General features: G+C 68.8%; 23 protein-coding genes. 8 read left to right on the forward strand and 15 right to left on the reverse strand.

Going from position 1 to position 19,260, the window contains the following annotated elements; translation table 11 throughout:
• Positions 1–22 precede the first annotated feature (22 nt).
• From QH270_RS16425 to QH270_RS16440, 4 genes are all read right to left on the reverse strand, one after another.
• The gene (locus QH270_RS16425) at positions 23–460 is read right to left on the reverse strand and encodes an OsmC family peroxiredoxin (RefSeq protein WP_280342943.1); all 438 of its coding nucleotides are present in this window, start codon (positions 458–460) and stop codon (positions 23–25) included.
• A 60-nt stretch (positions 461–520) separates the two neighbouring features.
• Positions 521–901, reverse strand: a complete 381-nt coding sequence (locus tag QH270_RS16430) for an SRPBCC family protein (RefSeq protein WP_280343086.1) — start codon at positions 899–901, stop codon at positions 521–523.
• Positions 902–1,025: 124 nt separating this feature from the next.
• Positions 1,026–1,346 carry a DMT family transporter gene (locus QH270_RS16435; RefSeq protein ID WP_280342945.1) on the reverse strand — a complete coding sequence of 107 codons (321 nt, stop codon included), beginning with the start codon at positions 1,344–1,346 and terminating at the stop codon, positions 1,026–1,028.
• Positions 1,343–1,996, reverse strand: coding sequence for an FMN-dependent NADH-azoreductase (locus tag QH270_RS16440; protein WP_280342948.1), 654 nt, complete (start codon positions 1,994–1,996; stop codon positions 1,343–1,345). Before QH270_RS16440 ends, QH270_RS16435 begins: the two co-directional genes overlap by 4 nt.
• Before the next feature lie 109 nt (positions 1,997–2,105).
• Here QH270_RS16440 and QH270_RS16445 point away from each other — a divergent pair, with 109 nt between their 5' ends.
• Positions 2,106–2,699, forward strand: a complete 594-nt coding sequence (locus tag QH270_RS16445) for a TetR/AcrR family transcriptional regulator (protein ID WP_280342950.1) — start codon at positions 2,106–2,108, stop codon at positions 2,697–2,699.
• 54 nt (positions 2,700–2,753) lie between these two features.
• Here QH270_RS16445 and QH270_RS16450 read toward each other — a convergent pair whose 3' ends face one another.
• Together QH270_RS16450 and QH270_RS16455 are read right to left on the reverse strand one after the other, a co-directional pair.
• Entirely contained in the window at positions 2,754–3,614 is an 861-nt protein-coding gene (locus tag QH270_RS16450; RefSeq protein WP_280342952.1) for an ABC transporter permease, read from the reverse strand.
• On the reverse strand, positions 3,611–4,510 hold the full coding sequence (locus tag QH270_RS16455) for an ABC transporter ATP-binding protein (RefSeq protein ID WP_280342955.1): 900 nt from the start codon (positions 4,508–4,510) through the stop codon (positions 3,611–3,613). Before QH270_RS16455 ends, QH270_RS16450 begins: the two co-directional genes overlap by 4 nt.
• A 201-nt stretch (positions 4,511–4,711) precedes the next feature.
• Between QH270_RS16455 and QH270_RS16460 the strand changes: the two genes are divergently transcribed.
• Positions 4,712–6,061 carry a sensor histidine kinase gene (locus QH270_RS16460; protein ID WP_280342956.1) on the forward strand — a complete coding sequence of 450 codons (1,350 nt, stop codon included), beginning with the start codon at positions 4,712–4,714 and terminating at the stop codon, positions 6,059–6,061.
• Complete coding sequence (locus QH270_RS16465) at positions 6,058–6,738, forward strand: response regulator transcription factor (protein ID WP_280342959.1); 681 nt, start codon at positions 6,058–6,060, stop codon at positions 6,736–6,738. The genes QH270_RS16460 and QH270_RS16465 overlap by 4 nt, the downstream gene beginning before the upstream one ends.
• A gap of 13 nt (positions 6,739–6,751) precedes the next feature.
• Here the strand turns inward: QH270_RS16465 and QH270_RS16470 are convergent, their stop codons facing one another.
• The gene (locus QH270_RS16470; protein ID WP_280342961.1) at positions 6,752–7,396 is read right to left on the reverse strand and encodes a vWA domain-containing protein; all 645 of its coding nucleotides are present in this window, start codon (positions 7,394–7,396) and stop codon (positions 6,752–6,754) included.
• A gap of 124 nt (positions 7,397–7,520) precedes the next feature.
• Here QH270_RS16470 and QH270_RS16475 point away from each other — a divergent pair, with 124 nt between their 5' ends.
• From QH270_RS16475 to QH270_RS16485, 3 genes are all read left to right on the forward strand, one after another.
• Positions 7,521–7,979 carry a DUF1877 family protein gene (locus QH270_RS16475; protein WP_280342965.1) on the forward strand — a complete coding sequence of 153 codons (459 nt, stop codon included), beginning with the start codon at positions 7,521–7,523 and terminating at the stop codon, positions 7,977–7,979.
• A 22-nt stretch (positions 7,980–8,001) separates the two neighbouring features.
• Positions 8,002–8,466: a YfbM family protein gene (locus QH270_RS16480; RefSeq protein WP_280342967.1), complete on the forward strand. Its 465-nt coding sequence runs from the start codon at positions 8,002–8,004 to the stop codon at positions 8,464–8,466.
• Positions 8,467–8,543: 77 nt separating this feature from the next.
• Complete coding sequence (locus QH270_RS16485) at positions 8,544–9,734, forward strand: MFS transporter (protein ID WP_280342969.1); 1,191 nt, start codon at positions 8,544–8,546, stop codon at positions 9,732–9,734.
• On the opposite strand, the gene QH270_RS16490 is transcribed toward QH270_RS16485, so the two are convergent.
• Entirely contained in the window at positions 9,700–10,572 is an 873-nt protein-coding gene (locus tag QH270_RS16490) for an AraC family transcriptional regulator (protein WP_280342971.1), read from the reverse strand. The two genes, QH270_RS16485 and QH270_RS16490, sit on opposite strands and share 35 nt — an antisense overlap.
• A gap of 152 nt (positions 10,573–10,724) precedes the next feature.
• On the opposite strand from QH270_RS16490, the gene QH270_RS16495 reads away from it, so the two are divergent.
• Both QH270_RS16495 and QH270_RS16500 read left to right on the forward strand, forming a co-directional pair.
• Entirely contained in the window at positions 10,725–10,988 is a 264-nt protein-coding gene (locus tag QH270_RS16495; RefSeq protein WP_280343002.1) for a hypothetical protein, read from the forward strand.
• A gap of 9 nt (positions 10,989–10,997) precedes the next feature.
• Positions 10,998–11,198 carry an LLM class flavin-dependent oxidoreductase gene (locus QH270_RS16500; protein WP_280343005.1) on the forward strand — a complete coding sequence of 67 codons (201 nt, stop codon included), beginning with the start codon at positions 10,998–11,000 and terminating at the stop codon, positions 11,196–11,198.
• On the opposite strand, the gene QH270_RS16505 is transcribed toward QH270_RS16500, so the two are convergent.
• The 7 genes from QH270_RS16505 to lysS all read right to left on the reverse strand — a co-directional run bounded on the left by QH270_RS16505 (position 11,192) and on the right by lysS (position 19,214).
• Positions 11,192–11,689 (reverse strand): hypothetical protein, encoded by a 498-nt coding sequence (locus QH270_RS16505; RefSeq protein WP_280343007.1) that lies wholly within the window; start codon positions 11,687–11,689, stop codon positions 11,192–11,194. The two genes, QH270_RS16500 and QH270_RS16505, sit on opposite strands and share 7 nt — an antisense overlap.
• A 116-nt stretch (positions 11,690–11,805) precedes the next feature.
• On the reverse strand, positions 11,806–14,373 hold the full coding sequence (locus QH270_RS16510; protein ID WP_280343009.1) for an ATP-dependent Clp protease ATP-binding subunit: 2,568 nt from the start codon (positions 14,371–14,373) through the stop codon (positions 11,806–11,808).
• Positions 14,374–14,623: 250 nt separating this feature from the next.
• Positions 14,624–15,565 carry an esterase/lipase family protein gene (locus QH270_RS16515; RefSeq protein ID WP_280343012.1) on the reverse strand — a complete coding sequence of 314 codons (942 nt, stop codon included), beginning with the start codon at positions 15,563–15,565 and terminating at the stop codon, positions 14,624–14,626.
• 80 nt (positions 15,566–15,645) lie between these two features.
• Complete coding sequence (locus QH270_RS16520) at positions 15,646–16,242, reverse strand: DUF1772 domain-containing protein (RefSeq protein WP_280343013.1); 597 nt, start codon at positions 16,240–16,242, stop codon at positions 15,646–15,648.
• A gap of 117 nt (positions 16,243–16,359) precedes the next feature.
• The gene (locus tag QH270_RS16525; protein ID WP_280343016.1) at positions 16,360–16,974 is read right to left on the reverse strand and encodes an FHA domain-containing protein; all 615 of its coding nucleotides are present in this window, start codon (positions 16,972–16,974) and stop codon (positions 16,360–16,362) included.
• 295 nt (positions 16,975–17,269) lie between these two features.
• On the reverse strand, positions 17,270–17,632 hold the full coding sequence (locus QH270_RS16530) for a histone-like nucleoid-structuring protein Lsr2 (protein WP_110041387.1): 363 nt from the start codon (positions 17,630–17,632) through the stop codon (positions 17,270–17,272).
• A gap of 115 nt (positions 17,633–17,747) precedes the next feature.
• The gene (lysS, locus tag QH270_RS16535; RefSeq protein WP_280221771.1) at positions 17,748–19,214 is read right to left on the reverse strand and encodes a lysine--tRNA ligase; all 1,467 of its coding nucleotides are present in this window, start codon (positions 19,212–19,214) and stop codon (positions 17,748–17,750) included.
• Positions 19,215–19,260 lie beyond the last annotated feature (46 nt).

The raw sequence follows: 19,260 nt of genomic DNA on the forward strand, positions 1-19,260 counted from the left end.
GCTGGACACTCGATCGAGCGGTTCAGATCAGCTCCGCGTCCAGTTCGACCTCGGCCACGCCCGCGAGCGCCTTGCTGACGGGGCAGCCGTTCTTGGCGGCGGTCGCGGCGGTGTAGAAGCCCTCGGCATCGAGGCCTGCCGCGACGGCCCGCACGGTGAGCTTGATCTTGCTGATCCGGAAGCCGCCCGACGGATCGGGCCCGAGGGTGACGTCGGCGGTCACATCCAGGCTCTCCGGCGTCCCGCCCACGTTGGCGATCTCCGCCGAGAGCGCCATCGAGTAGCAGGACGCGTGCGCCGCGCCGAGCAGCTCCTCCGGGCTGGTGCCGTCGGCCGCGTCGGCCACCCGGCGCGGGAAACTCACATCGAACTTGCCTGTACCGGAGCTGACCAGCTCGACCTGCCCCGATCCATCCTGCAGCCCGCCTGCCCAGAGTGTGCGTGCGCTACGAGTCGGCATATCAACTTCCTTCGTGTGTGCGGTGTGGGACGTGTCCGAAGGTACTCGCCGCCGCGTGGCTCAGGGTGCGGTGCTGGTGATTTCGTCGAGGCGTTCCAGTTTCTCCGGCCAGACCTGTCGGTGCAGGTCGCGGATGGCTTCGGTGGGGAAACCGGAGTGGCGCAGCCGCAGGCGGATGCCGCGGGGCTGCTTCAGGAATTCGGCGGCGACGACGGTCTCCACGCCCTCGGTGGCGGCGGTGACCCAGGTGAACTCGATCCGCCGATCCGGTTCCAGCAGCAGGATGCGGCCGTAGTGCGGGTTGCGCTTGTCGGGGGTGCCGGTGTCGAAGTAGAGCGGTTCGTTCACGCCGGGGCGCCCGAGGACCGATCCGGGAACGGCCAGCCACAGGTCGAGACCCTTGGTCCAGGCCGCGTAGAGCAGGCTGGGAGGTGCCTTCATCACGCGCTCGACCGTGAGCTCGTGCGGTCGCGCAGACAGGTCCGGAGGGCGAACTACTGACTGGTCCATCAGCCGACCTTACCGGCCGCGACCGGCCGATCGCCGCATCGGGTGTGCGCCAGCGTCACTCGGGATTGGTGACGCGGGCGAGCACGATACCGCCGAGGATCAGCGCCAGCGCCAGCACGCGGCCCGCGCTCAGCGGATCCTTGTGCACGACGACGCCGAGGCTGATCGCCCCGAGCGCCCCGATCCCGGTGAACACGGCGTAGGCGGTGCCCACCGGCAACGTCTGCATCGCCCGCGCCAGCAGGTAGACCGCGAACGAGCCGAGGGCCACGCACAGCAGGGTCGGGCCGAGTTTGGTGAAGTTCTCCGTGGGCTTGATGGTCTGGGACCAGATGATCTCCACGAGACCCGCGAGTCCGAGCACGATCCAACTCATCGCACGTAATCCTTTGCCAGCGTGGTGACTTCGGTGAGCGCGGCGGCGAGCGAGGACTCGTGCGCGGCGCGCAGGTGGGCCAGGTTCGGGTCCTGGACGGCATTGGCCAGTTCGGCGTGCACGAACACGGTGTCGGTCACCGCGAAATGCCCGGCGAAGAAGTCGCGCAGGTAGCGCTCCTGATAGTCGAACGCGGCCTTGGGCGCGCCCGGCGAGTAGGCGCCGCCCCGGGCGCTGACCACGACGAACCTGCGGTGTCCCAACGACATTCGCGGAAAGGTGACCTGGTCGAGCCAGGCCTTGAGCGCGGCCGGGATCGAGTAGTTGTACATCGGCGTGCCGATGAGGATCACGTCGGCGGCGAGCAGCTGCGCGAGCAGCGGTTCGACGACGCGCCACGCGTCATTCGCGGCCGGCGTGGTCGCGAGTTCCGGTAGCCGGTCCAGGTCGGTGGCGCCCGCGGCCAGCACGGCATCGCAGAGCTCGGTCCAGCCCGCGCCGATGAAGGGCGTCGGTTCGGCGGACAGATCCCGGTAGGTGTATTCACCCTCGGGCGCCGCAGCCCGCCAGGCGCGGACGAATTCCGCGCCGAGACGACGGCTGACCGAGGTGGTGCGCGCACTGGCGTCGAGGTGCAGCAGGTGGGTCATCATGAAACCTTCCACAAGTGGACATTGCGTCCGTTTCTCTGGTCTCACGACGATAGAACACAAGTGGACAGACTGTCCACATATTCTTTTCTGGGCTACAGTCGACGACATGGAGCCCCGATCCGACCTGCTCACCGGTGCCGCGCCACCGCCCGCGGAGCGCACCGACGCGGCCCGCAACCGCGCCAAGGTGCTCAGCGCGGCAGCCGAACTCTTCGCCACCAACGACCCGCGCACGGTCACGATGGACGACATCGCCAAGGCGGCGGGCGTCGGACGCGGCACCCTCTACCGCCGCTATCCCGACCGCACCGCGATCGCCGTCGCCCTGCTCGACGAGCACGAGCGCGCACTCCAGGAACGGCTGATGCGCGGCGAACCGCCGCTCGGTCCCGGCGCCCCGCCAGCCGAGCGGCTCGCCGCCTTCTACGGCGCGATGGTCGAATTGCTCACGGCCCATGCGCATCTGGTGCTCGGCGCGGAGACCGGCGGGGCGCGATTCGCCACCGGCGCCTACGGCTTCTGGGCCGTGCACGTGCGCGCGCTGCTCGTCGAAGGTGGTGTCGCGCAGCCTGATTCGCTGGTCGACAGCGTGCTCGCGCCGCTGGCCGCCGAGGTCTATCTGCACCAGCGCGAGCGCGGGCTCTCGCCCGAACAGATCACCGAGGGGCTGCGCGCCCTCGCCCACCGGATACTGGACTGATCCGCCGGGCCGGGCCGCCGCGATGACGGCCGCGGCCCGACGGGTCACGCGGGTTCACGCCAGGTCGCGCCGACTCATCAGCCGAACGGTGCCACCCGCGAAGACGGCCACGTAGGCGGCGAGGACCGCGAAAGACTCTCCACGCGTGAGGATGTCGAGCACACCGGGTGTCGCCGGACCGCTCACCTCACGCATCGCACCGGCCAGCGAGCCCGCGGCGGTGCCGGGCAGCAGGTCGGTGACCGCCTCGATCGGGCTGAAGATACCCGCCACCCCGCGCAGCAGGTTCTCGACCACGAGCACCCAGACCAGGCCGAGACCCACGGCGAGCGCGGGGCCACGGGCGATGGCTCCGATCAAGCCGCCCGCCAAGGTCCACATGCTCAGAATGGCTGTTCCGGAGACGATTCCGAGTACCGACCGATCGACCGAGGGCAGCGTGACCGCCTGTCCCTCGGTGACCGCGATCAGCGCGGACACGCCGAGATCGACCGCGAAGGCTACACAGACCAGGGCGAACACCACCACGAGCAGGCTCACCAGCAGCCCACCGACCACACTCGCGCGCCGCGGGCCCTGGGTGAACACGGTCTTCCACGTGCCCCATCCGTACCCGCTGCCCACCGCCAGCGCGCCGAGAATGAGCATCAGCGCACCGCCGAACATGGCCATCCCCTGGGTGAACACCTCGGGCACCGCGGCGGGGAGCAGCTGACCGAGCAGCACCTCGCGCGGGAGTCCGTCCGCCATCGCGCCGCTCTCCCCCGAGGTGTAGGCCAGGTAGTTGAACAGATAGGCGAAGGTGAGATTGAGCAGCACCCAGGTGCCGAGAATGACCCAGAACGCGGGCCACCGGCCCAGCCGCACCGCCTCCGCGCGCATGGTCGACCACAGTTCGTTCGGCACACCGGTCATTTCGCCACCTCCACGGCAGTCATCTCGAAGAACACTTCTTCCAGGGATTTCTCGTCGACGCGCAGCTCCAGCAGGTCGGCGCCCGCCGCGAGCACCGCGCGGGCCACCGCCGGCGCCGTCGCGGCCGTCGTCTCGACCCGGAGGCCGGCACCGACCGGGCGCACCGGCGTATCGAGCACGGCGCCGATCGCGTCGGCCGCCACGCGCAGCGGGTCGGCGCGCACGAACAGTGATGCGGTGCCGCGCAATTCGGCGACCGTCGACTCGGCGAGCAGTCTGCCGCCGGAGATCACGCCGACCCGATGGCAGATCTCCTGCACCTCGGCCAGCTGATGACTCGACAGCAGCACCGTGTGGCCATCCGCCGCGAGGTCGACGATGAGCGTGCGCATCTCGGCGAGCCCGGCGGGATCGAGTCCGTTGGTCGGCTCGTCCAGGATCAGCAGGTCGGGGCGCCCCAGCAGGGCGGCGCCGACACCGAGACGTTGTTTCATGCCGAGCGAGTAGGTGCGGAACCGATCGTCCGCGCGGTCGGCGAGGCCCACCCGCTCGAGTGCCGCCTCGACCTCGGCGGCGTCGTGACCGCGGTAGCGCGCGAGCACCCGCAGGTTGTCGCGGCCGGACAGGTACGGATAGAAGCCCGGGCCCTCGATGAGCACTCCGATCCGGCGCAGCACGGCCGGATCGCCCGGCGCGCGACCGCGCACTGTCGCGGTCCCCGAAGTGGGCCGGACGAGTCCGGCGAGCATGCGCAGGGTGGTGGTCTTGCCCGCGCCGTTGGGCCCGAGGAAGCCGTAGATCTCGCCCGCCGCGACACGCATGCTCACCGCGTCGACGGCCAGATGTTCGCCGTAGCGTTTGGTCAGCCCGTCGGTGACCACGATGGAATCGTTCATGGACTCAGAATCCGCGCCCGACCGGGCCGGCCACATCCGTCGCCGAGCGGCTTCGGCACTACGCCGCGCGGCCTACTCCGGCGGGCCGCGACGCTGGGAATTCGCCGCCGCGCGCGGGCTGACCGGCCCAGGTGTGGCCCGCGGCGGAATTACGCGCGCAGGCCGACGCGGGCCGGCCCGCTACGCAATAGGGTGAATCACGTGGGAGCGTCTGCGAAATGGGAGCGTGGCTCGGTCGTCGTCGACTGGGGCCTCGCGGCGGTGGTTGCGGTGGTCCAGCTCGCCGGTAGTTCCGGCGCCAACGCGCATCAGACGGGTGTGCGTTCGCTCGACGCGTTCGCGTATCTGTTGCTGCTCGCGGGCCCCATCGCGCTGGGTTTCCGGCGGCTGCTGCCCGAGCCGGTGCTGCTCGTCGCGTTGTTCGCCGCGGTGGTGTACGTGCTGCGTGACTACGGGTACGGGCCGATCTTCCTCTCACTGGTCATCGCGTTTCTCACCGCCGCGGTCCAGGGTTCGAGACTGCGCACCTATCCGGTGGTCGCCGTCGGCTTCCTCGTCATGGTGTGGCCGGTGCCCGCGCTGCTCGGGCGGGGCGCGGGCGCGTGGCAGATCTTCGGCCTGCTCGCGTGGCTCGGTGTGCTGATCGGCATCGCCGAGGGGATCAGGTCGCGGCGCGCGGTGCTGCTGGCCCGCAGGCAGCGGGCCGAAGCGGCCGAACGGGACGCGCAGGCGCAGCAGGCCAGGGCGGCCAGCGAGGAGCGCCTGGCGATCGCCAGGGAGCTGCACGACGTTCTCGCGCATAGTCTTTCCCTGATCAATGTGCAGTCTTCGGTGGCACTGGAACTGTTCGATCGCAAGCCGCAGCAGGCCGCCGCCGCGCTGGCCACCATCAAGACGACCTCCAAGGAGGCGCTCACCGAGGTGCACACGCTGCTGCACGCGATCCGCAGCGGCGCGCCCGTCGCGCCGGTGCTCGAGGAGATCCCGGCGGCGGACGACGCGCCTGCCCCCGCGCCACGGCCGGAACCGCCGCGCCCGGCGCCGCGGATGCCCGCGCCCACCCTCGAGGACCTCGAAGCGCTGCTCTCGCGCACACGCTCGGCGGGGCTCGCCGTGGAGACCAAGATCATCGGTACGCCCAAGAAGCTGCCGAGCGTGATCGATGTGGCCGCGGCCAGGATCATCCAGGAATCGCTGACCAACGTGGTGCGCCACGCGCCGGGCGCGAGCGCGCTGATCACCCTGCGCTACACCGCCACCTCCGTCGACATCACCGTCGACAACACCCGCCCCACCGGAGTCGCGCCCCGAGGTGGGCCGGGTGGAAACGGCATCATCGGGATGCGCGAGCGCGCCCATGCCCTCGGCGGTGCGCTCACCGCGGGGCCCAAACCGTCCGGCGGATTCCGGGTGGCGGCCAGATTACCCACGCGGGCGATGTCGGCGCCGGACGTGACCGAGCAGCCTGCGCCGCCCGGTCCGGGGAAGGCCCCAGGCGAGCCGGGCACCGGTACGGCAGCGAGCGCGGGCCGAGCGGAGCCGACCGCATGAACCAGCCTCCGCCCCAGCCTGTCCGGGTGTTGGTCGCCGACGATCAGGCGCTGGTGCGCGGCGGATTCGTCGCGCTGCTCGACGCCCAGGACGACATCGAGGTCGTCGGCGAGGCCGAGAACGGGGAACAGGCCGTGCGGATGACCCGCGCGCTCGTCCCCGACGTCGTGTTGATGGACATACGCATGCCGATCCTCGACGGGCTCGCCGCGACCAGGATGATCGCCGACGATCCCCAGCTCGCCGAGGTGCGCGTGGTCGTGCTGACCACCTTCGAGCTCGACGAGTACGTCTTCGAGGCGATCCGCTCCGGCGCCGCCGGATTCCTGGTCAAGCACACCGAACCCGCCGACCTGTTGCGCGCCGTCCATGTGGTCGCGGCCGGCGACGCGCTGCTCTCCCCCGGCGTCACCCGGCGGCTGCTCGCCGAGTTCGCGACGCACGCCAAACAGCCACCGCCACCCGCGCTGGCCGAGCTCACCGACCGCGAACGCGAGGTGATGGTCCTGGTGGCGGAGGGGCTGACCAATGCCGAGATCGGCGCGCGGCTCTACCTCAGCCCCGCCACCGCCCGCACGCACGTCAGCCGCATCCTCACCAAGCTGGGTGCCCGCGACCGGACCCAACTCGTGGTGCTCGCCTACGAGTCGGGGCTGGTCCGTCCGGGCTGGCAGTAGGCGCCGAGCAGGCTCAGCTGCCCGGGTTCGCCCCGCGCCGCTCCGCCTCGGTGAACTCGCCGCGCGGTGCGCCGGGCGCGGCGGCCTGGGCCCGGCGGGAGTAGGCGGCGGCCGCGCCGAACGCTCCGGCGACCCCGGCGGGTGAGGCCGCGTAGGTGATGGCCTGACCGGGTGCGATGCCGAGGTTCGTGCCGATGGCGACCGCGTCCATGTTCGCGCCGAGGAACAGGAAGGTCCAGTCGTAGCGCTCCTCCTGCTGCTTGATGAGCGAACGCACCGCCTCGTTGGTCCACTCCCGGCTGGAGTTCTCGTGACCATCGGTGAGGACGACGACGATCACCGTGCCCGGCCGCTCGTTTTCGGGCCGCGCGGCGAGTTCGGCGCCCACATCGGTGACCAGCTTGCCGAGCGCGTCGTAGAGCGCCGTTCCCCCGCGCGGCACCAGATTCGGCGGCGGCACCTCGGCCAGCGGCCGATTCGCGTAGACCAGCTCGTAGCTGGTGTCGAACTGTGCCAGCGTCACCTCGATGGTCTTCGGCACCTCGCGCTGCTGCTCGAGATACGCGGCGAGCCCGCCTTCGGTATCGGCCTTGATCGTCTGCATCGACCCGGACCGGTCCAGCAGGACCGCGATCAGTGTGCGATTGGAATCCGTCATACGAACACCCCCGTGCTTGTCTTCCGATGAACAAACCCCACCGTACGCCGACTCACCGACCCGCGAATGCCGTCGCAAGCGGGCGAAAAGGTATCGCCAAGCCGCCGTTGCGACCGTCGTTCCCATGGGCCTGGTCTATGTCTTCTCCCGCATCACCCGAGCCGAGGCGGCACTGCTCGCCGAGACCCCGGACACCGCCGACGATCTCCTCGAATCTCTGCACGCGCGCGGCGATCTGCCCAGCGGCGACCTCGACAAAGCGTGGGACGGACTGCGCTGCCTGCTGACCGCGGCCCTCGACTTCGACCTGCTGCGCGACGACGAGACGAATACCCGCGAGGACTGCCTCACCGTCTGGTCGCCCGATGAGATCGCCATCGCCGCAGCGGTTCTCGCCGCCACCCCGTTCGACCACCTGGCCGAGCACTTCTCGCCCGAGCTGATGGACGAGCAGGGCGCGCTCCCCGACATCTGGGACGAGGAGTGGAGCCTCGGCTATCTACGCGACGCCTACGACGTACTGCGCATCTTCTTCACCCATGCCGCCACCACCGATTCGGCGGCCCTCGCCCGCTTCGAATAGTTACTACTGGAACGAGAGTGGTATGGGCTTGATCATGTCGTTCACCAGGGTGAGCGCGGCGGATCTGGCGCGGATCAGCGCGGTGACAGAGGTACTCGACGAGTTTCTCGATGAGCTGGAAAGCCCGCAGGGCGAGCCGAGTGGGTATCTGGACAAGGCCTGGGCCGGATTGGAATACCTCCTGGCGGAGGCTCGCGTCGGCGTCGACCTGTTCTATACCGGCAGGCCGCTCGCCAGGGACAACTACTTCGCGTGGAGCCCCGACGACGTCGCCGACGCGTCGCGGCGGCTGAACAAGTTTCCCTTCGACGAGCTGGCACTCTTCTACGACCCGGTGGCGATGGACGCCGCGCGTCTGTACCCCAACATCTGGATCAGGGACGGCGACGACGGTTTGCGGTATCTCCGGCATCACTACTACGGACTGGTCGACGTCTTCGCGTACGCGGCCGAACGCGGGTCCGGATTCCTCCAGCACTTCGGCTGACACCAACTCTGGCGTTTGAGGCGGCTCCGTCGGCGTTTGGGGTGGGAGGGGCGGGACGTGTCCTTGTTGCATCTGGCATGACGACAACGACAACCGCCGTCCCGGCGGCACCGGAGACCCAGCGCCGGGCGTGGCCCGCGCTGTCGACCATGTTCCTCGGCAGCTTCGCGCTGGTGACCGCCGAATTCCTGCCACCGGGCGTGCTGACGGTGCTCGCCGACGATCTGGGAGTCCGGGAGGGCGTCGTCGGGCTGTCGGTGAGCGTGACGGCGCTGACCGCGCTGCTCGCGGCCCTCGGCCTCGGCGCGCTGTTCCCCCGGGTGGACCGGCGGACCCTGCTGGTCGTGCTCACCGTGGGCGCCGCGCTCTCGAACATCGTGGTGGCGCTGGCGCCCAATATCGCGACGCTGCTGCTCGCGCGGTTGCTGCTCGGGGTCGCCGTGGGCGGGTACTGGTCGATGGCGATGGTGATCGCCGCCCAGCTGGTGCCCGCGGCGCGGCTCGGTAAGGCGATGATGATCGTGAACGGCGGCACCACCGTCGCGACCGTCGCCGGGGTGCCGATCGGGGTGCTGCTCAGCGGGTATGCGGGCTGGCGGACCACCTTCGTCGTCGCGGCGCTGGTCACCGTCGCCGCCGCGGTGGCCGCGCGGCTGATGCTGCCGCCGATCGCGCCGAGCAAGGGCATCGGGTTCGCCGCCATGGGCGCGGTACTGCGGGTGCCGAGTGTGGCGCTCGGGCTGGTCAGCGTGGTCGCGGTGATCGGCGGGCACTTCGCGGGCTACACCTACATCCGGCCCGCGCTCGCCGAACTGCTCGGCGCCGGTCCGACCGTGATCCCCGTACTGCTCGCCCTGTTCGGTGTCGGTGGGCTGATCGGCAACTTCGTCCTCGGCGCGCTGACCGATCGGCACCTGAACGTCCTGCTGCTCGCCGTCCCGACGACGATCGGCGCCGCGCTCCTGGCGATCATCGGCTCCGGCGCCGTGCCCGCCCTCGGCTACGCCGCCGTGCTGATCTGGGGCGCCGCGTTCGGCGGGATTCTGAACGTCATCCAGGTGTGGCTGTCGCGGGTGCTGCCCGATCGGGTCGAGGCGGGTAGCGGGCTGGTGGTCGGCGGTTTCCAGCTGGCCATCATCCTGGGTTCCGCGGTCGGTGGGCTCGGCGTCGACAGCATCGGGCTGACCGCCACCTACACCCTAGCGGCGATCGCCGCGCTGGTCGGCGGGGTACTCATCCGCAGTTCGCTGCCCCGCGCCGCCCGCTGACCCGCACCGACGTCGTCCCGGCCGCACGCCGCCATTCCGACGGTGTGCGGCCGGTGTGCCGTCGGAAGGCGCGACCGAACGCGGCCTCCGAGCGGTAGCCGAGGCGCCGCGCCACCGCGCCGACCGAGGCGTCCGGCTGGGCCAGGAACCGCTGGGCGCGCTCGACGCGCAAGCGGGTCAGATACCGCCCCGGCGTGAGGCCGGTCGCCGCCTGGAAGCGGGCGGCGAATCCGGACCGCGACGCCAAGGCGACCTTGGCCAGCGCCTCCACCGTCCAGTCCTTTCCCGGATCGGCGTGCAGGGCCGCGACGGCCCGCGCCACACCGGGCTCGTCCACCCGCAGCAACCACTGCTCGGGGGCACATCCTCGCGCGTACCAGTTCTCGATCGCCATCGACGCGATCAAGGTGACGACCCGGTCGCCCTGCACGCCGGCCGGATCGGGGCACTGCTGGACCAGGTGGCCGAACATCGTCGCCACCAACGGCACCTGTCCCGGCAGATCGGTGAGCCAGATTCGCGAGGGCAGCGCCGCCAGCACGCTGTCGGTGCCGACCGAGGTGAGCCGCACGCACAGCACGGTCGACGCCGCGGGCGCGGTGATCGCGAACCGTTCGGCGCGCGGGACGAACAGGAAGTCACCGGTCGCCAGGTCCCGGGTGGCGGTGAGCCCCTCGACCCGGATCAGGCCGTCGAGCACCAGCAGCGCGACCGGCGCTCCCGCCAGATGCGCCACCCCACCGTCGGCCAGCACGAACTCGTCGCGACCGGTATACCGCCACTGCAGCGCGGCGAGTACCTCGTCGAGGCCATCGGCACCGGATTCGATCAGCGTCACCACACACCTCCAACCGACTCACGGTACCAAGCTGATTCGAGGTCGACGGTGGCCGAACCGCCGCCGTGCACACCGCACTACGCCCGCTGACGTACCCCGGATCGAGTCGCGCGGCCGATGTCCGCGACATCCGTCGCGAGGAGGCTGAAGCCATGAACACCTTCGACAGCGCATCGACGCTCACCCTGCTCGCCGACCACTACGACGGTGGCTGGCATCCCTGGCCGTTCTTCTGGATCTTCCCCCTGCTGTTCTGGGTCACCGTGCTGGCGGTGCTGTTCTTCGCCCGCAGACGCTGCGCGGATCGCGGCAGCGGGCTCGCCGCCCTGCGCGACGGCTTCGCCCGCGGCGAGATCAGCGAGGCCGAGTACCGAACCCGCCTCGCCGTGCTGACCGAGCCCCGCGCGAAGAGGTAGGAGCGGGCCATGCGATTCGGCATCATCTTGACTCCGAGCTCAGGCACGGAGTGGACACGGGCAGTGGTCGACGCCGAGCAGCGGGGCTATTCGGCCGTGCTGCTCCCGGACACGCTCTACACACCCTCACCCCTCCCGGCGCTGGCCGCGGCCGCCGCCGTGACTCGGCACCTGCGGCTACGCCCGGTCGTGGAACTGGCCCGTCAGTAGATGGCACTCCAGTAGGCCTCGACCACGAAACCGACGATGTAGCGGGGGTTCTGGGGATCGTCGGTCACCGTGACCGTCGCCTTGGACAGGTCGATCTTCATCCCGTCGTCGTGGCGAAACTGCTGGCTGTTGGCAGTGTAGGTGAAGAACGGCGCCTCGAACGGCTGAGCCCGCAGACCGGGCGCCCAGGCGCGCAACACCCGGGTGGTGTCGGCGCGTTCACAGACCGCGAACTTCTCCTTGGAGTTGCGCAGCGCGCCGATCAGCAGCACCGGCCGTTCGCCCTCGACGCAGCGCGCGCCCTGATCCAGCCACCCGCGCGCGTCGGCGGCGGTCGGCAGTACACCGTCCACGACCGGCCCCTTGGTGGTCGTCACCGCCGCCGTGGACGTCGGCGGCGCGGCGACCTCCGAATCGGCTGTGCCACAACCCGCCACGGCGATACCGACAACGATCACTCCGGCGCACCGCGCCTTTACCCACCCGAACATGCGGGTAAACATAGCAATTCGGGCGGCGGTATCGGTGGGCGCTGCTATATCGGCTGACCGGAGACGAGAAAGCCCGCCCCTGGTAATCCAGGGGCGGGCTTTGCTCGTTCAGCCCGTTACTCGCCGGAGGCGGCGGCGTCGGGCGCGGTGCCCTCGCCTGCTCCGGTCAGGACGACCTCGGGCTTGTCGTCGCCCGCGGTGGCCTTGGTCAGCTTCGTCTTGCCGGCGAAGGTGAACTTGGCGTCCTCGCCCTGGCCTTCGCCGTTCCAGCCCTCCACGTCGACCGTGATGGTCTGGCCGGCGCCGATCTCGCCGAAGAGGATCTTCTCCGACAGCTGGTCCTCGATCTCGCGCTGGATCGTGCGACGCAGCGGACGGGCACCGAGGACCGGGTCGAAACCGCGCTTGGCGAGCAGGCTCTTGGCCTGGTCGGTCAGCTCGATCGCCATGTCCTTGTTCTTCAGCTGCTTGGCGACGCGGCCGATCATCAAGTCCACCATCATCACGATCTGCTCGCTGGTGAGCTGGTGGAAGACGATCACGTCGTCGATGCGGTTGAGGAACTCGGGGCGGAAGTGCTTCTTCAGCTCGTCGTTGACCTTGAGCTTCATCCGCTCGTAGTTCGAGCCCTCGGCGTTGGACTGGGTGAAGCCCAGGCCGACGGCCTTCGAGATGTCGGAGGTGCCCAGGTTCGAGGTGAAGATCAGCACGGTGTTCTTGAAGTCGACCGTACGACCCTGACCGTCGGTGAGACGGCCGTCCTCGAGCACCTGCAGGAGGGTGTTGTAGATCTCCTGGTGCGCCTTCTCGATCTCGTCGAACAGCACCACCGAGAACGGCTTGCGCCGCACCTTCTCGGTGAGCTGGCCGCCCTCTTCGTAGCCCACGTACCCGGGAGGGGCACCGAACAGGCGCGACGCGGTGAAGCGGTCGTGGAACTCGCCCATGTCGATCTGGATGAGCGCGTCGTCGTCGCCGAACAGGAAGTTCGCCAGCGCCTTGGACAGCTCGGTCTTACCGACACCGGACGGACCGGCGAAGATGAACGAACCGGACGGACGCTTCGGATCCTTCAGGCCGGCACGGGTGCGGCGGATCGCCTTGGAGACGGCCTTGACGGCGTCTTCCTGGCCGATGATCCGCTTGTGCAGCTCGTCCTCCATGCGGAGCAGACGGGTGGTCTCCTCCTCGGTGAGCTTGAAGACGGGGATACCGGTCCAGTTGGCCAGCACCTCCGCGATCTGCTCGTCGTCGACCTCGGCCACGACGTCCAGGTCACCCGAACGCCACTGCTTCTCCCGCTCGGCGCGCTTGGCGACGAGCTGCTTCTCCTTGTCGCGCAGGCGCGCGGCCTTCTCGAAGTCCTGCGCGTCGATGGCGCTTTCCTTCTCGCGGCGGGCGTCGGCGATCTTGTCGTCGAACTCGCGCAGGTCCGGCGGCGCGGTCATCCGGCGGATGCGCATGCGCGCGCCCGCCTCGTCGATGAGGTCGATCGCCTTGTCCGGCAGGAACCGGTCGTTGATGTAGCGATCGGCCAGCGTCGCGGCGGCGACCAGGGCACCGTCGGTGATGGACACCCGGTGGTGCGCCTCGTAGCGGTCGCGCAGACCCTTGAGGATGTTGATGGTGTGCTCGACGGTCGGCTCGCCGACCTGCACCGGCTGGAAGCGGCGTTCCAGCGCGGCGTCCTTCTCGATGTACTTGCGGTACTCGTCGAGGGTGGTCGCGCCGATGGTCTGCAGCTCGCCACGGGCCAGCTTCGGCTTCAGGATCGAGGCCGCGTCGATGGCGCCCTCGGCGGCACCCGCGCCGACGAGCGTGTGCAGCTCGTCGATGAACAGGATGATGTCGCCGCGGGTGTTGATCTCCTTGAGCACCTTCTTCAGGCGCTCTTCGAAGTCACCGCGGTAGCGGCTGCCCGCGACCAGGGAGCCCAGGTCGAGGGTGTAGAGCTGCTTGTCCTTGAGGGTCTCGGGGACCTCGCCGTTGACGATGGCCTGCGCCAGGCCCTCGACGACCGCGGTCTTACCGACACCGGGCTCACCGATCAGCACCGGGTTGTTCTTGGTACGGCGGCTCAGCACCTGCATGACGCGCTCGATTTCCTTCGAGCGGCCGATGACCGGGTCGAGCTTGCCCTCGAGCGCGGCCTGAGTGAGGTTGCGGCCGAACTGGTCGAGCACCAGCGAAGTGGACGGAGTGCCCGCCTCACCGCGCGAGCCGGAGCCCTCGACGGGTTCCTTGCCCTGGTACCCGGACAGCAGCTGGATGACCTGCTGACGGACGCGGTTCAGGTCGGCACCGAGCTTGACCAGAACCTGGGCCGCGACGCCCTCGCCCTCGCGGATGAGACCGAGCAGGATGTGCTCGGTACCGATGTAGTTGTGGCCGAGCTGCAGCGCCTCGCGCAGACTCAGCTCCAGCACCTTCTTCGCGCGCGGGGTGAAGGGGATGTGACCGGACGGCGCCTGCTGGCCCTGACCGATGATCTCCTCGACCTGGCTGCGCACACCCTCCAGCGAGATGCCAAGGGACTCCAGCGACTTCGCCGCCACGCCCTCGCCCTCGTGGATCAACCCAAGCAGGATGTGCTCGGTGCCGATGTAGTTGTGGTTGAGCATCCGGGCCTCTTCTTGGGCCAGGACAACGACACGCCTCGCGCGGTCGGTGAACCTCTCGAACATCGCTCCCTCACTCTCCTGCTCCGACATTCTGGCAACTGACGCCGACCGACAACTGTCGCCGTCAGCCTGCCATGAAGCCCGGGGGTTGCGGCCCCCGCCATCCACTCTAGTTGGCAGGGGATTCCGCCGCCGCCGGTCCACCCTATTGATGACCGGCGGCAACATGGTCATTCACTCATAACGCGCACGTCGCGGCATTCGTTTCCGCGCGAGTTTTGCCTACAGCGAAATATGTCGGGTGGGTGACGGCTCAGCCGGTGAACGGCGGCACGAACTCACACGGTACCGGCGCCTGCCGGGCCGGATCGAGGGCGTTGAGGGCGTGCGCGGCCGCGCGCGGGCTGCCCGCGATGGCCATGTGCTCGGAGTAGTCCTGGGCACAGCCGTCCTGGACGACCACCGAGGTGGCGTTCGGGCCGGGCACGAGCCCGGAGGTGTAGGGGACGACCAATTCGTCGATCGAGGACACGATGTTGGTGTAGGTGACCTGCGGGCTGTACACCCCGTCGGCGTTGAGGGCGGTCATGAAGGGCGAGCCGGTGAACATCTGCCCGCACGCCTGGCACAGCGACGAGGAGACCGCGTCGAAGGCGGGCCCGGCGCCGAGCGCCCGGCTGAAGGTGGCGATGTCGCCGGCGCCGAACGCGTTGGTCCCGAGCCAGGGCGGCGCGATGCCGACGAGCTTGTCGACCTTCGCGGCGCCGCCGAGCCGCTTGATGTAGTAGTTGCCGACGATATTGCCCTGCGAGTGGGCGATGAAGTCGACCTTCGCGGCGCCGGTGCGCGCGAGCACCCGGTCGACGAACGCCGACACCTCGAGGCCGCTCTGTTCGATCGGGCGCATGCCGCCGATCGCCGAGACCGGCCACGGCAGCCCGTACGCACCGTAGGTGAGCGAGTACACGCAGTACCCCTCGTTGGCCAGCAGCGGGGCGTACACACCCCAATTCGTCTGCGCCCCACCGCCGGTGCCGTGCAACAGCACCACCGGATTCGGATGCGCGGCCGAGGGCACGCAGTCCGGGTCGTTCGCGCCGGGCAGCGACCCGCCGGGGTTGGTGAGTTCCGGCGCGATGCCGGCGAAGAAGTTGTAGTCCACCGGGTAGGGCTCGGCGGCGGCGGTGTTCGCGCTCGCCCAGGTCAGCAGGGCGGCGGCGGCCAGAACCAGCAACGATCTCGAACTACGTCGCATGCGACGACTCCTCACTAGAACGTGTCCCAGCATTCTGGAACACGTTCTAGTGATTGCGGAGCACTATTGGCCGATTGCCATCAGCGCTGGTACGGCGCGGCGCCGTAGCCACCGGCCTGCGGAGCGGCCACCGCCTCCGAAACCGGTTGCGCGGCAACGGCGGCCGAGACACTCGACTTGCCCTGCTGCACCCCCGCCGCGAACAGCGCGCCGCACAGCACCAGGAACGCCGCGGTGTGCAGCACGGCCCGCAGGATGTTCCAGCGCACCCACGCGGCCTCGTAGTCGGCGCGCACGGCGGCCGTGTCGATGATCGCCGCCGGGTCGCCCGCCGCCTCGAGCGCGTCGTTGAGCGGCACGTTCAGCGCGACGGTGACACCGAAGGCGATCACGTTGAGCGCCAACGCGATTCCGAGCCAGACCAGCGTGCCGCGATGCTGCGCGCCCAGGCTCAGCACCGTCGCCAGCGCGGTGAAACCGACCGTGCCCATGAACCCGAGCATGAACCACGGGTTGATGATCACCACGTTGACCTTCTGCATGACGTCGATCAGCGTGCGGTCCCCGGTCCTGGCGAGCGCGGGCATCACCGAGATCGCGTAGGCGTAGAACACGCCGGCGATCAGCCCGGTGCTGAGCACCGCCAGCACGATGGCGGCCATCCGAACTGCGAACATGATGTCTCCTGACTCGTCGTCCCGGAGTCCCGCTCCGGCGTTACGACCAAGTCAACCGTGTCACGCGCCGCGGCGACATCGTTCAGACGCTCACGGACCTACGCGAGCGTCGCGTCCTCACAGATCGTGGTCGGAGATCATCCCGCTCTGCATCGCCAGCGCGGCCAGCCGGGTGCGCTTCTGGTTCTGCGGCAGGTTCTCCACCCCGAACTTCGCGAACAGGGCACGCAGATGGGTCTTGATCGCGTCGATCGAGAGGAACAATTCCTCGGCGATCTGCTGATTCGAGGCGGGCGTGGCGAAGCCGGTGCCGTGTTTGTACGGACGGCACAGTGCGATCAGCACCGCCCGCTGGGTATCGGTGAGCGAACGCATGGTGGGAATCGAGCCGGAGGAGGTATGCGTCGCGTCGTCGACGACGCCGCCGAAATCGAAGAAATGCACGAGCGTGGTGCCGACCCGGATGCGGTCACCGGGGCTGAGGCGGCGGCGACCGATCAGCCGTTCGCCGTTGACGAAGGTACCGTTGCGGGAAAGCCCGTCGTCGACGATGGTCCAGTGCGCGCCGAGATATTCCACGGCGGCGTGCAGCCTCGAGACTTCGGCGTCCCACCCGAGGACCAGATCGGCCTGCACATTGCGGCCGATGGTGAAACGCTGCTGTTCCGGGTCCAAGGACAATTCGTGCTGCCGCCCGGTGTCATCGGTATACCGGAGAAATGAACTAGCCATCGCGGTCACAGCGCCATCCCGCCTCTCCACGAATCAGGCCGGACTCGTGCGCGTCGGCTGAAGGTCGGCGGATGGATGGTGAGCGGGCGGCCACGATCGCCCCTGCCCGACGAGTTACCCATGTACTCGCCGGACCAGGTCGGATGGTCGGCAACCGCCGACATGAAAAACCTTGCGCACGAACATCAGTCTATCTCCAGGAGAGAGACCCGTCGCCTGCCCCGACCGGAGTGGGCACCGGCTCCGCGAGGCCGGTCCGGGATCGACCCGAAGCGATCCCGGACCGCGGTCGAACTCAGGCCTTGCCGACTTCCTTGTTGTAGGCCTCGGTGATATCGGCCGAGATGCGGCCGCGAGCGGAGACCTTGTGGCCCTTGCGACGAGCCCATTCACGAATTGCGGCGCTCTGTTCCCGGTCCATGGAAACGCGGCTCTTGCCCTGCGGAGCGGGGGCGCCTGCCGCCTTCGTCCGGCGACGGCCGCTCACGCGACGGGCGTTGGCGACCCATTCGTCCAGGCCTTCGCGCAGCCGGGCCGCGTTGGCCTCGGACAGGTCGATCTCGTACGACACACCGTCGATAGCGAACTCGATGGTCTCGTCCGCGATGGACTCACCGTCGACATCGTCGATCAGGCTAACGGTGACCTTCTTTGCCATGAGATGAACGTCCTCTCGAAATCGTCAAGCCTGCCTCCAGGCCGAATACCCGAGGCAAGAATACCTCTAAATACGAAAATTCCAACACGAGCCCATCAGCTCGCAAATCTACTGGTCAGCGACTACTCGGCCGGACAATAGGGAACAGGATCGTTTCCCGGATTCCCAAACCGGTCAGTGCCATCAACAAGCGGTCGATTCCCATACCGGTTCCGGTGGTCGGCGGCATGCCGTGTTCCATGGCCGCGAGGAAGTCTTCGTCGAGGACCATCGCCTCGTCATCACCCGCGGCGGCCAGTCTCGCCTGATCGACGAACCGTTCGCGCTGGATCACCGGGTCGACCAACTCCGAATAGCCCGTTGCCAACTCGAAGCCGCGCACATAGAGGTCCCACTTCTCGGTGACGCCGGCCTTGCTGCGATGCTGACGGGTCAGCGGTGAGGTCTCCACCGGGAAGTCGCGGACGAAAGTCGGCGCGTACAGCTTGTCGCCATACGCGTGTTCCCACAGTTCTTCGACGAGTTTGCCGTGTCCGTAGCCCTTGCCCGCGGGAATTTCCAGACCCACCCGATCGGCGAGCGCCAGCAATTCCTCCACAGTCGTTTCCGGGGTCACCTCGACACCGATGGACTCCGACAGGGACGGATACATCTCGACGGTCGTCCACTCGCCGCCGAGATCATATTCCGTACCGTCGGCGAGGGTCACCACGAGGGTGCCGAATGCTTCCTGCGCGACTTCCTGGATCAATTCCCGGATCATCGTCGCCGAGTCGTCGTAGGTGCCGTAAGCCTCGTAGGTTTCCAGCATCGCGAACTCGGGGGAATGGGTGGAGTCGGCGCCCTCGTTGCGGAAGTTGCGGTTGATCTCGAAGACCTTCTCCAGGCCACCGACCACGCAGCGCTTCAGGAACAGCTCCGGCGCGATACGAAGGAACAACTCCATGTCCAGGGCATTGGAATGGGTGACGAACGGGCGGGCGGCGGCACCACCGTGGATGGTCTGCAGCATCGGCGTCTCGACCTCGAGGAAGCCGCGGCGCTCGAGCGCGTTGCGCAGGGCGCGGACCACGTTCACGCGGGTACGGGCCATTTCCCTGGCCTCTGGACGCACGATCAGATCGACATAGCGCTGCCGGACGCGCGACTCCTCGTTCATCTCCTTGTGCGCCACCGGCAGCGGCCGCAGCGACTTGGCCGCCATCGACCAGGAGTCGGCCATGACGCTCAATTCACCGGTCCGCGAGGAGATGACCTCGCCGTGCACGTACACGAAGTCACCGAGGTCGACGTCGGACTTCCAGGCGGCCAGCGCGTCGGCGCCGACACCGTTGAGGCTGATCATCGCCTGCAGCTTGGTGCCGTCGCCCTCCTGCAGGGTGGCGAAACACAGCTTGCCGGTATTGCGGACGAAAATGACGCGGCCGGCGATCCCGGCCTGCAGACCGGTCTGGGTATCGGGCTCCAGATCCGGGTAGGCGGCGCGGATTTCGGCCAGCGTGTGCGTGCGCGGCACCACCACCGGATAGGCCTCGCCGCCCTCGGCGAGTAGCCGTTCCCGCTTGTCCCGGCGAATCCGCATCTGCTCGGGGACATCACTGTCCACGGCGGAACTGACGGCGCGGCCG

The sequence above is a fragment of the Nocardia neocaledoniensis genome (assembly GCF_029868625.1).
In the GTDB taxonomy this organism is placed as follows: domain Bacteria; phylum Actinomycetota; class Actinomycetes; order Mycobacteriales; family Mycobacteriaceae; genus Nocardia; species Nocardia neocaledoniensis_A.

Excerpts from the sequence above, each read along its gene's own strand:
- QH270_RS16485 (WP_280342969.1), top strand. The coding sequence starts at position 8,544 with ATGACGACAACGACAACCGCCGTCCCGGCGGCACCGGAGACCCAGCGC.
- QH270_RS16505 (WP_280343007.1), bottom strand. The coding sequence starts at position 11,689 with ATGTTCGGGTGGGTAAAGGCGCGGTGCGCCGGAGTGATCGTTGTCGGT.
- QH270_RS16510 (WP_280343009.1), bottom strand. The coding sequence starts at position 14,373 with ATGTTCGAGAGGTTCACCGACCGCGCGAGGCGTGTCGTTGTCCTGGCC.
- QH270_RS16425 (WP_280342943.1), bottom strand. The coding sequence starts at position 460 with ATGCCGACTCGTAGCGCACGCACACTCTGGGCAGGCGGGCTGCAGGAT.
- QH270_RS16495 (WP_280343002.1), top strand. The coding sequence starts at position 10,725 with ATGAACACCTTCGACAGCGCATCGACGCTCACCCTGCTCGCCGACCAC.
- QH270_RS16455 (WP_280342955.1), bottom strand. The coding sequence starts at position 4,510 with ATGAACGATTCCATCGTGGTCACCGACGGGCTGACCAAACGCTACGGC.
- QH270_RS16475 (WP_280342965.1), top strand. The coding sequence starts at position 7,521 with ATGGGCCTGGTCTATGTCTTCTCCCGCATCACCCGAGCCGAGGCGGCA.
- QH270_RS16440 (WP_280342948.1), bottom strand. The coding sequence starts at position 1,996 with ATGACCCACCTGCTGCACCTCGACGCCAGTGCGCGCACCACCTCGGTC.
- QH270_RS16470 (WP_280342961.1), bottom strand. The coding sequence starts at position 7,396 with ATGACGGATTCCAATCGCACACTGATCGCGGTCCTGCTGGACCGGTCC.
- QH270_RS16450 (WP_280342952.1), bottom strand. The coding sequence starts at position 3,614 with ATGACCGGTGTGCCGAACGAACTGTGGTCGACCATGCGCGCGGAGGCG.
- QH270_RS16480 (WP_280342967.1), top strand. The coding sequence starts at position 8,002 with ATGGGCTTGATCATGTCGTTCACCAGGGTGAGCGCGGCGGATCTGGCG.
- QH270_RS16515 (WP_280343012.1), bottom strand. The coding sequence starts at position 15,565 with ATGCGACGTAGTTCGAGATCGTTGCTGGTTCTGGCCGCCGCCGCCCTG.
- QH270_RS16435 (WP_280342945.1), bottom strand. The coding sequence starts at position 1,346 with ATGAGTTGGATCGTGCTCGGACTCGCGGGTCTCGTGGAGATCATCTGG.
- QH270_RS16530 (WP_110041387.1), bottom strand. The coding sequence starts at position 17,632 with ATGGCAAAGAAGGTCACCGTTAGCCTGATCGACGATGTCGACGGTGAG.
- QH270_RS16445 (WP_280342950.1), top strand. The coding sequence starts at position 2,106 with ATGGAGCCCCGATCCGACCTGCTCACCGGTGCCGCGCCACCGCCCGCG.
- QH270_RS16525 (WP_280343016.1), bottom strand. The coding sequence starts at position 16,974 with ATGGCTAGTTCATTTCTCCGGTATACCGATGACACCGGGCGGCAGCAC.
- lysS (WP_280221771.1), bottom strand. The coding sequence starts at position 19,214 with ATGCGGATTCGCCGGGACAAGCGGGAACGGCTACTCGCCGAGGGCGGC.
- QH270_RS16520 (WP_280343013.1), bottom strand. The coding sequence starts at position 16,242 with ATGTTCGCAGTTCGGATGGCCGCCATCGTGCTGGCGGTGCTCAGCACC.
- QH270_RS16430 (WP_280343086.1), bottom strand. The coding sequence starts at position 901 with ATGAAGGCACCTCCCAGCCTGCTCTACGCGGCCTGGACCAAGGGTCTC.
- QH270_RS16465 (WP_280342959.1), top strand. The coding sequence starts at position 6,058 with ATGAACCAGCCTCCGCCCCAGCCTGTCCGGGTGTTGGTCGCCGACGAT.
- QH270_RS16500 (WP_280343005.1), top strand. The coding sequence starts at position 10,998 with ATGCGATTCGGCATCATCTTGACTCCGAGCTCAGGCACGGAGTGGACA.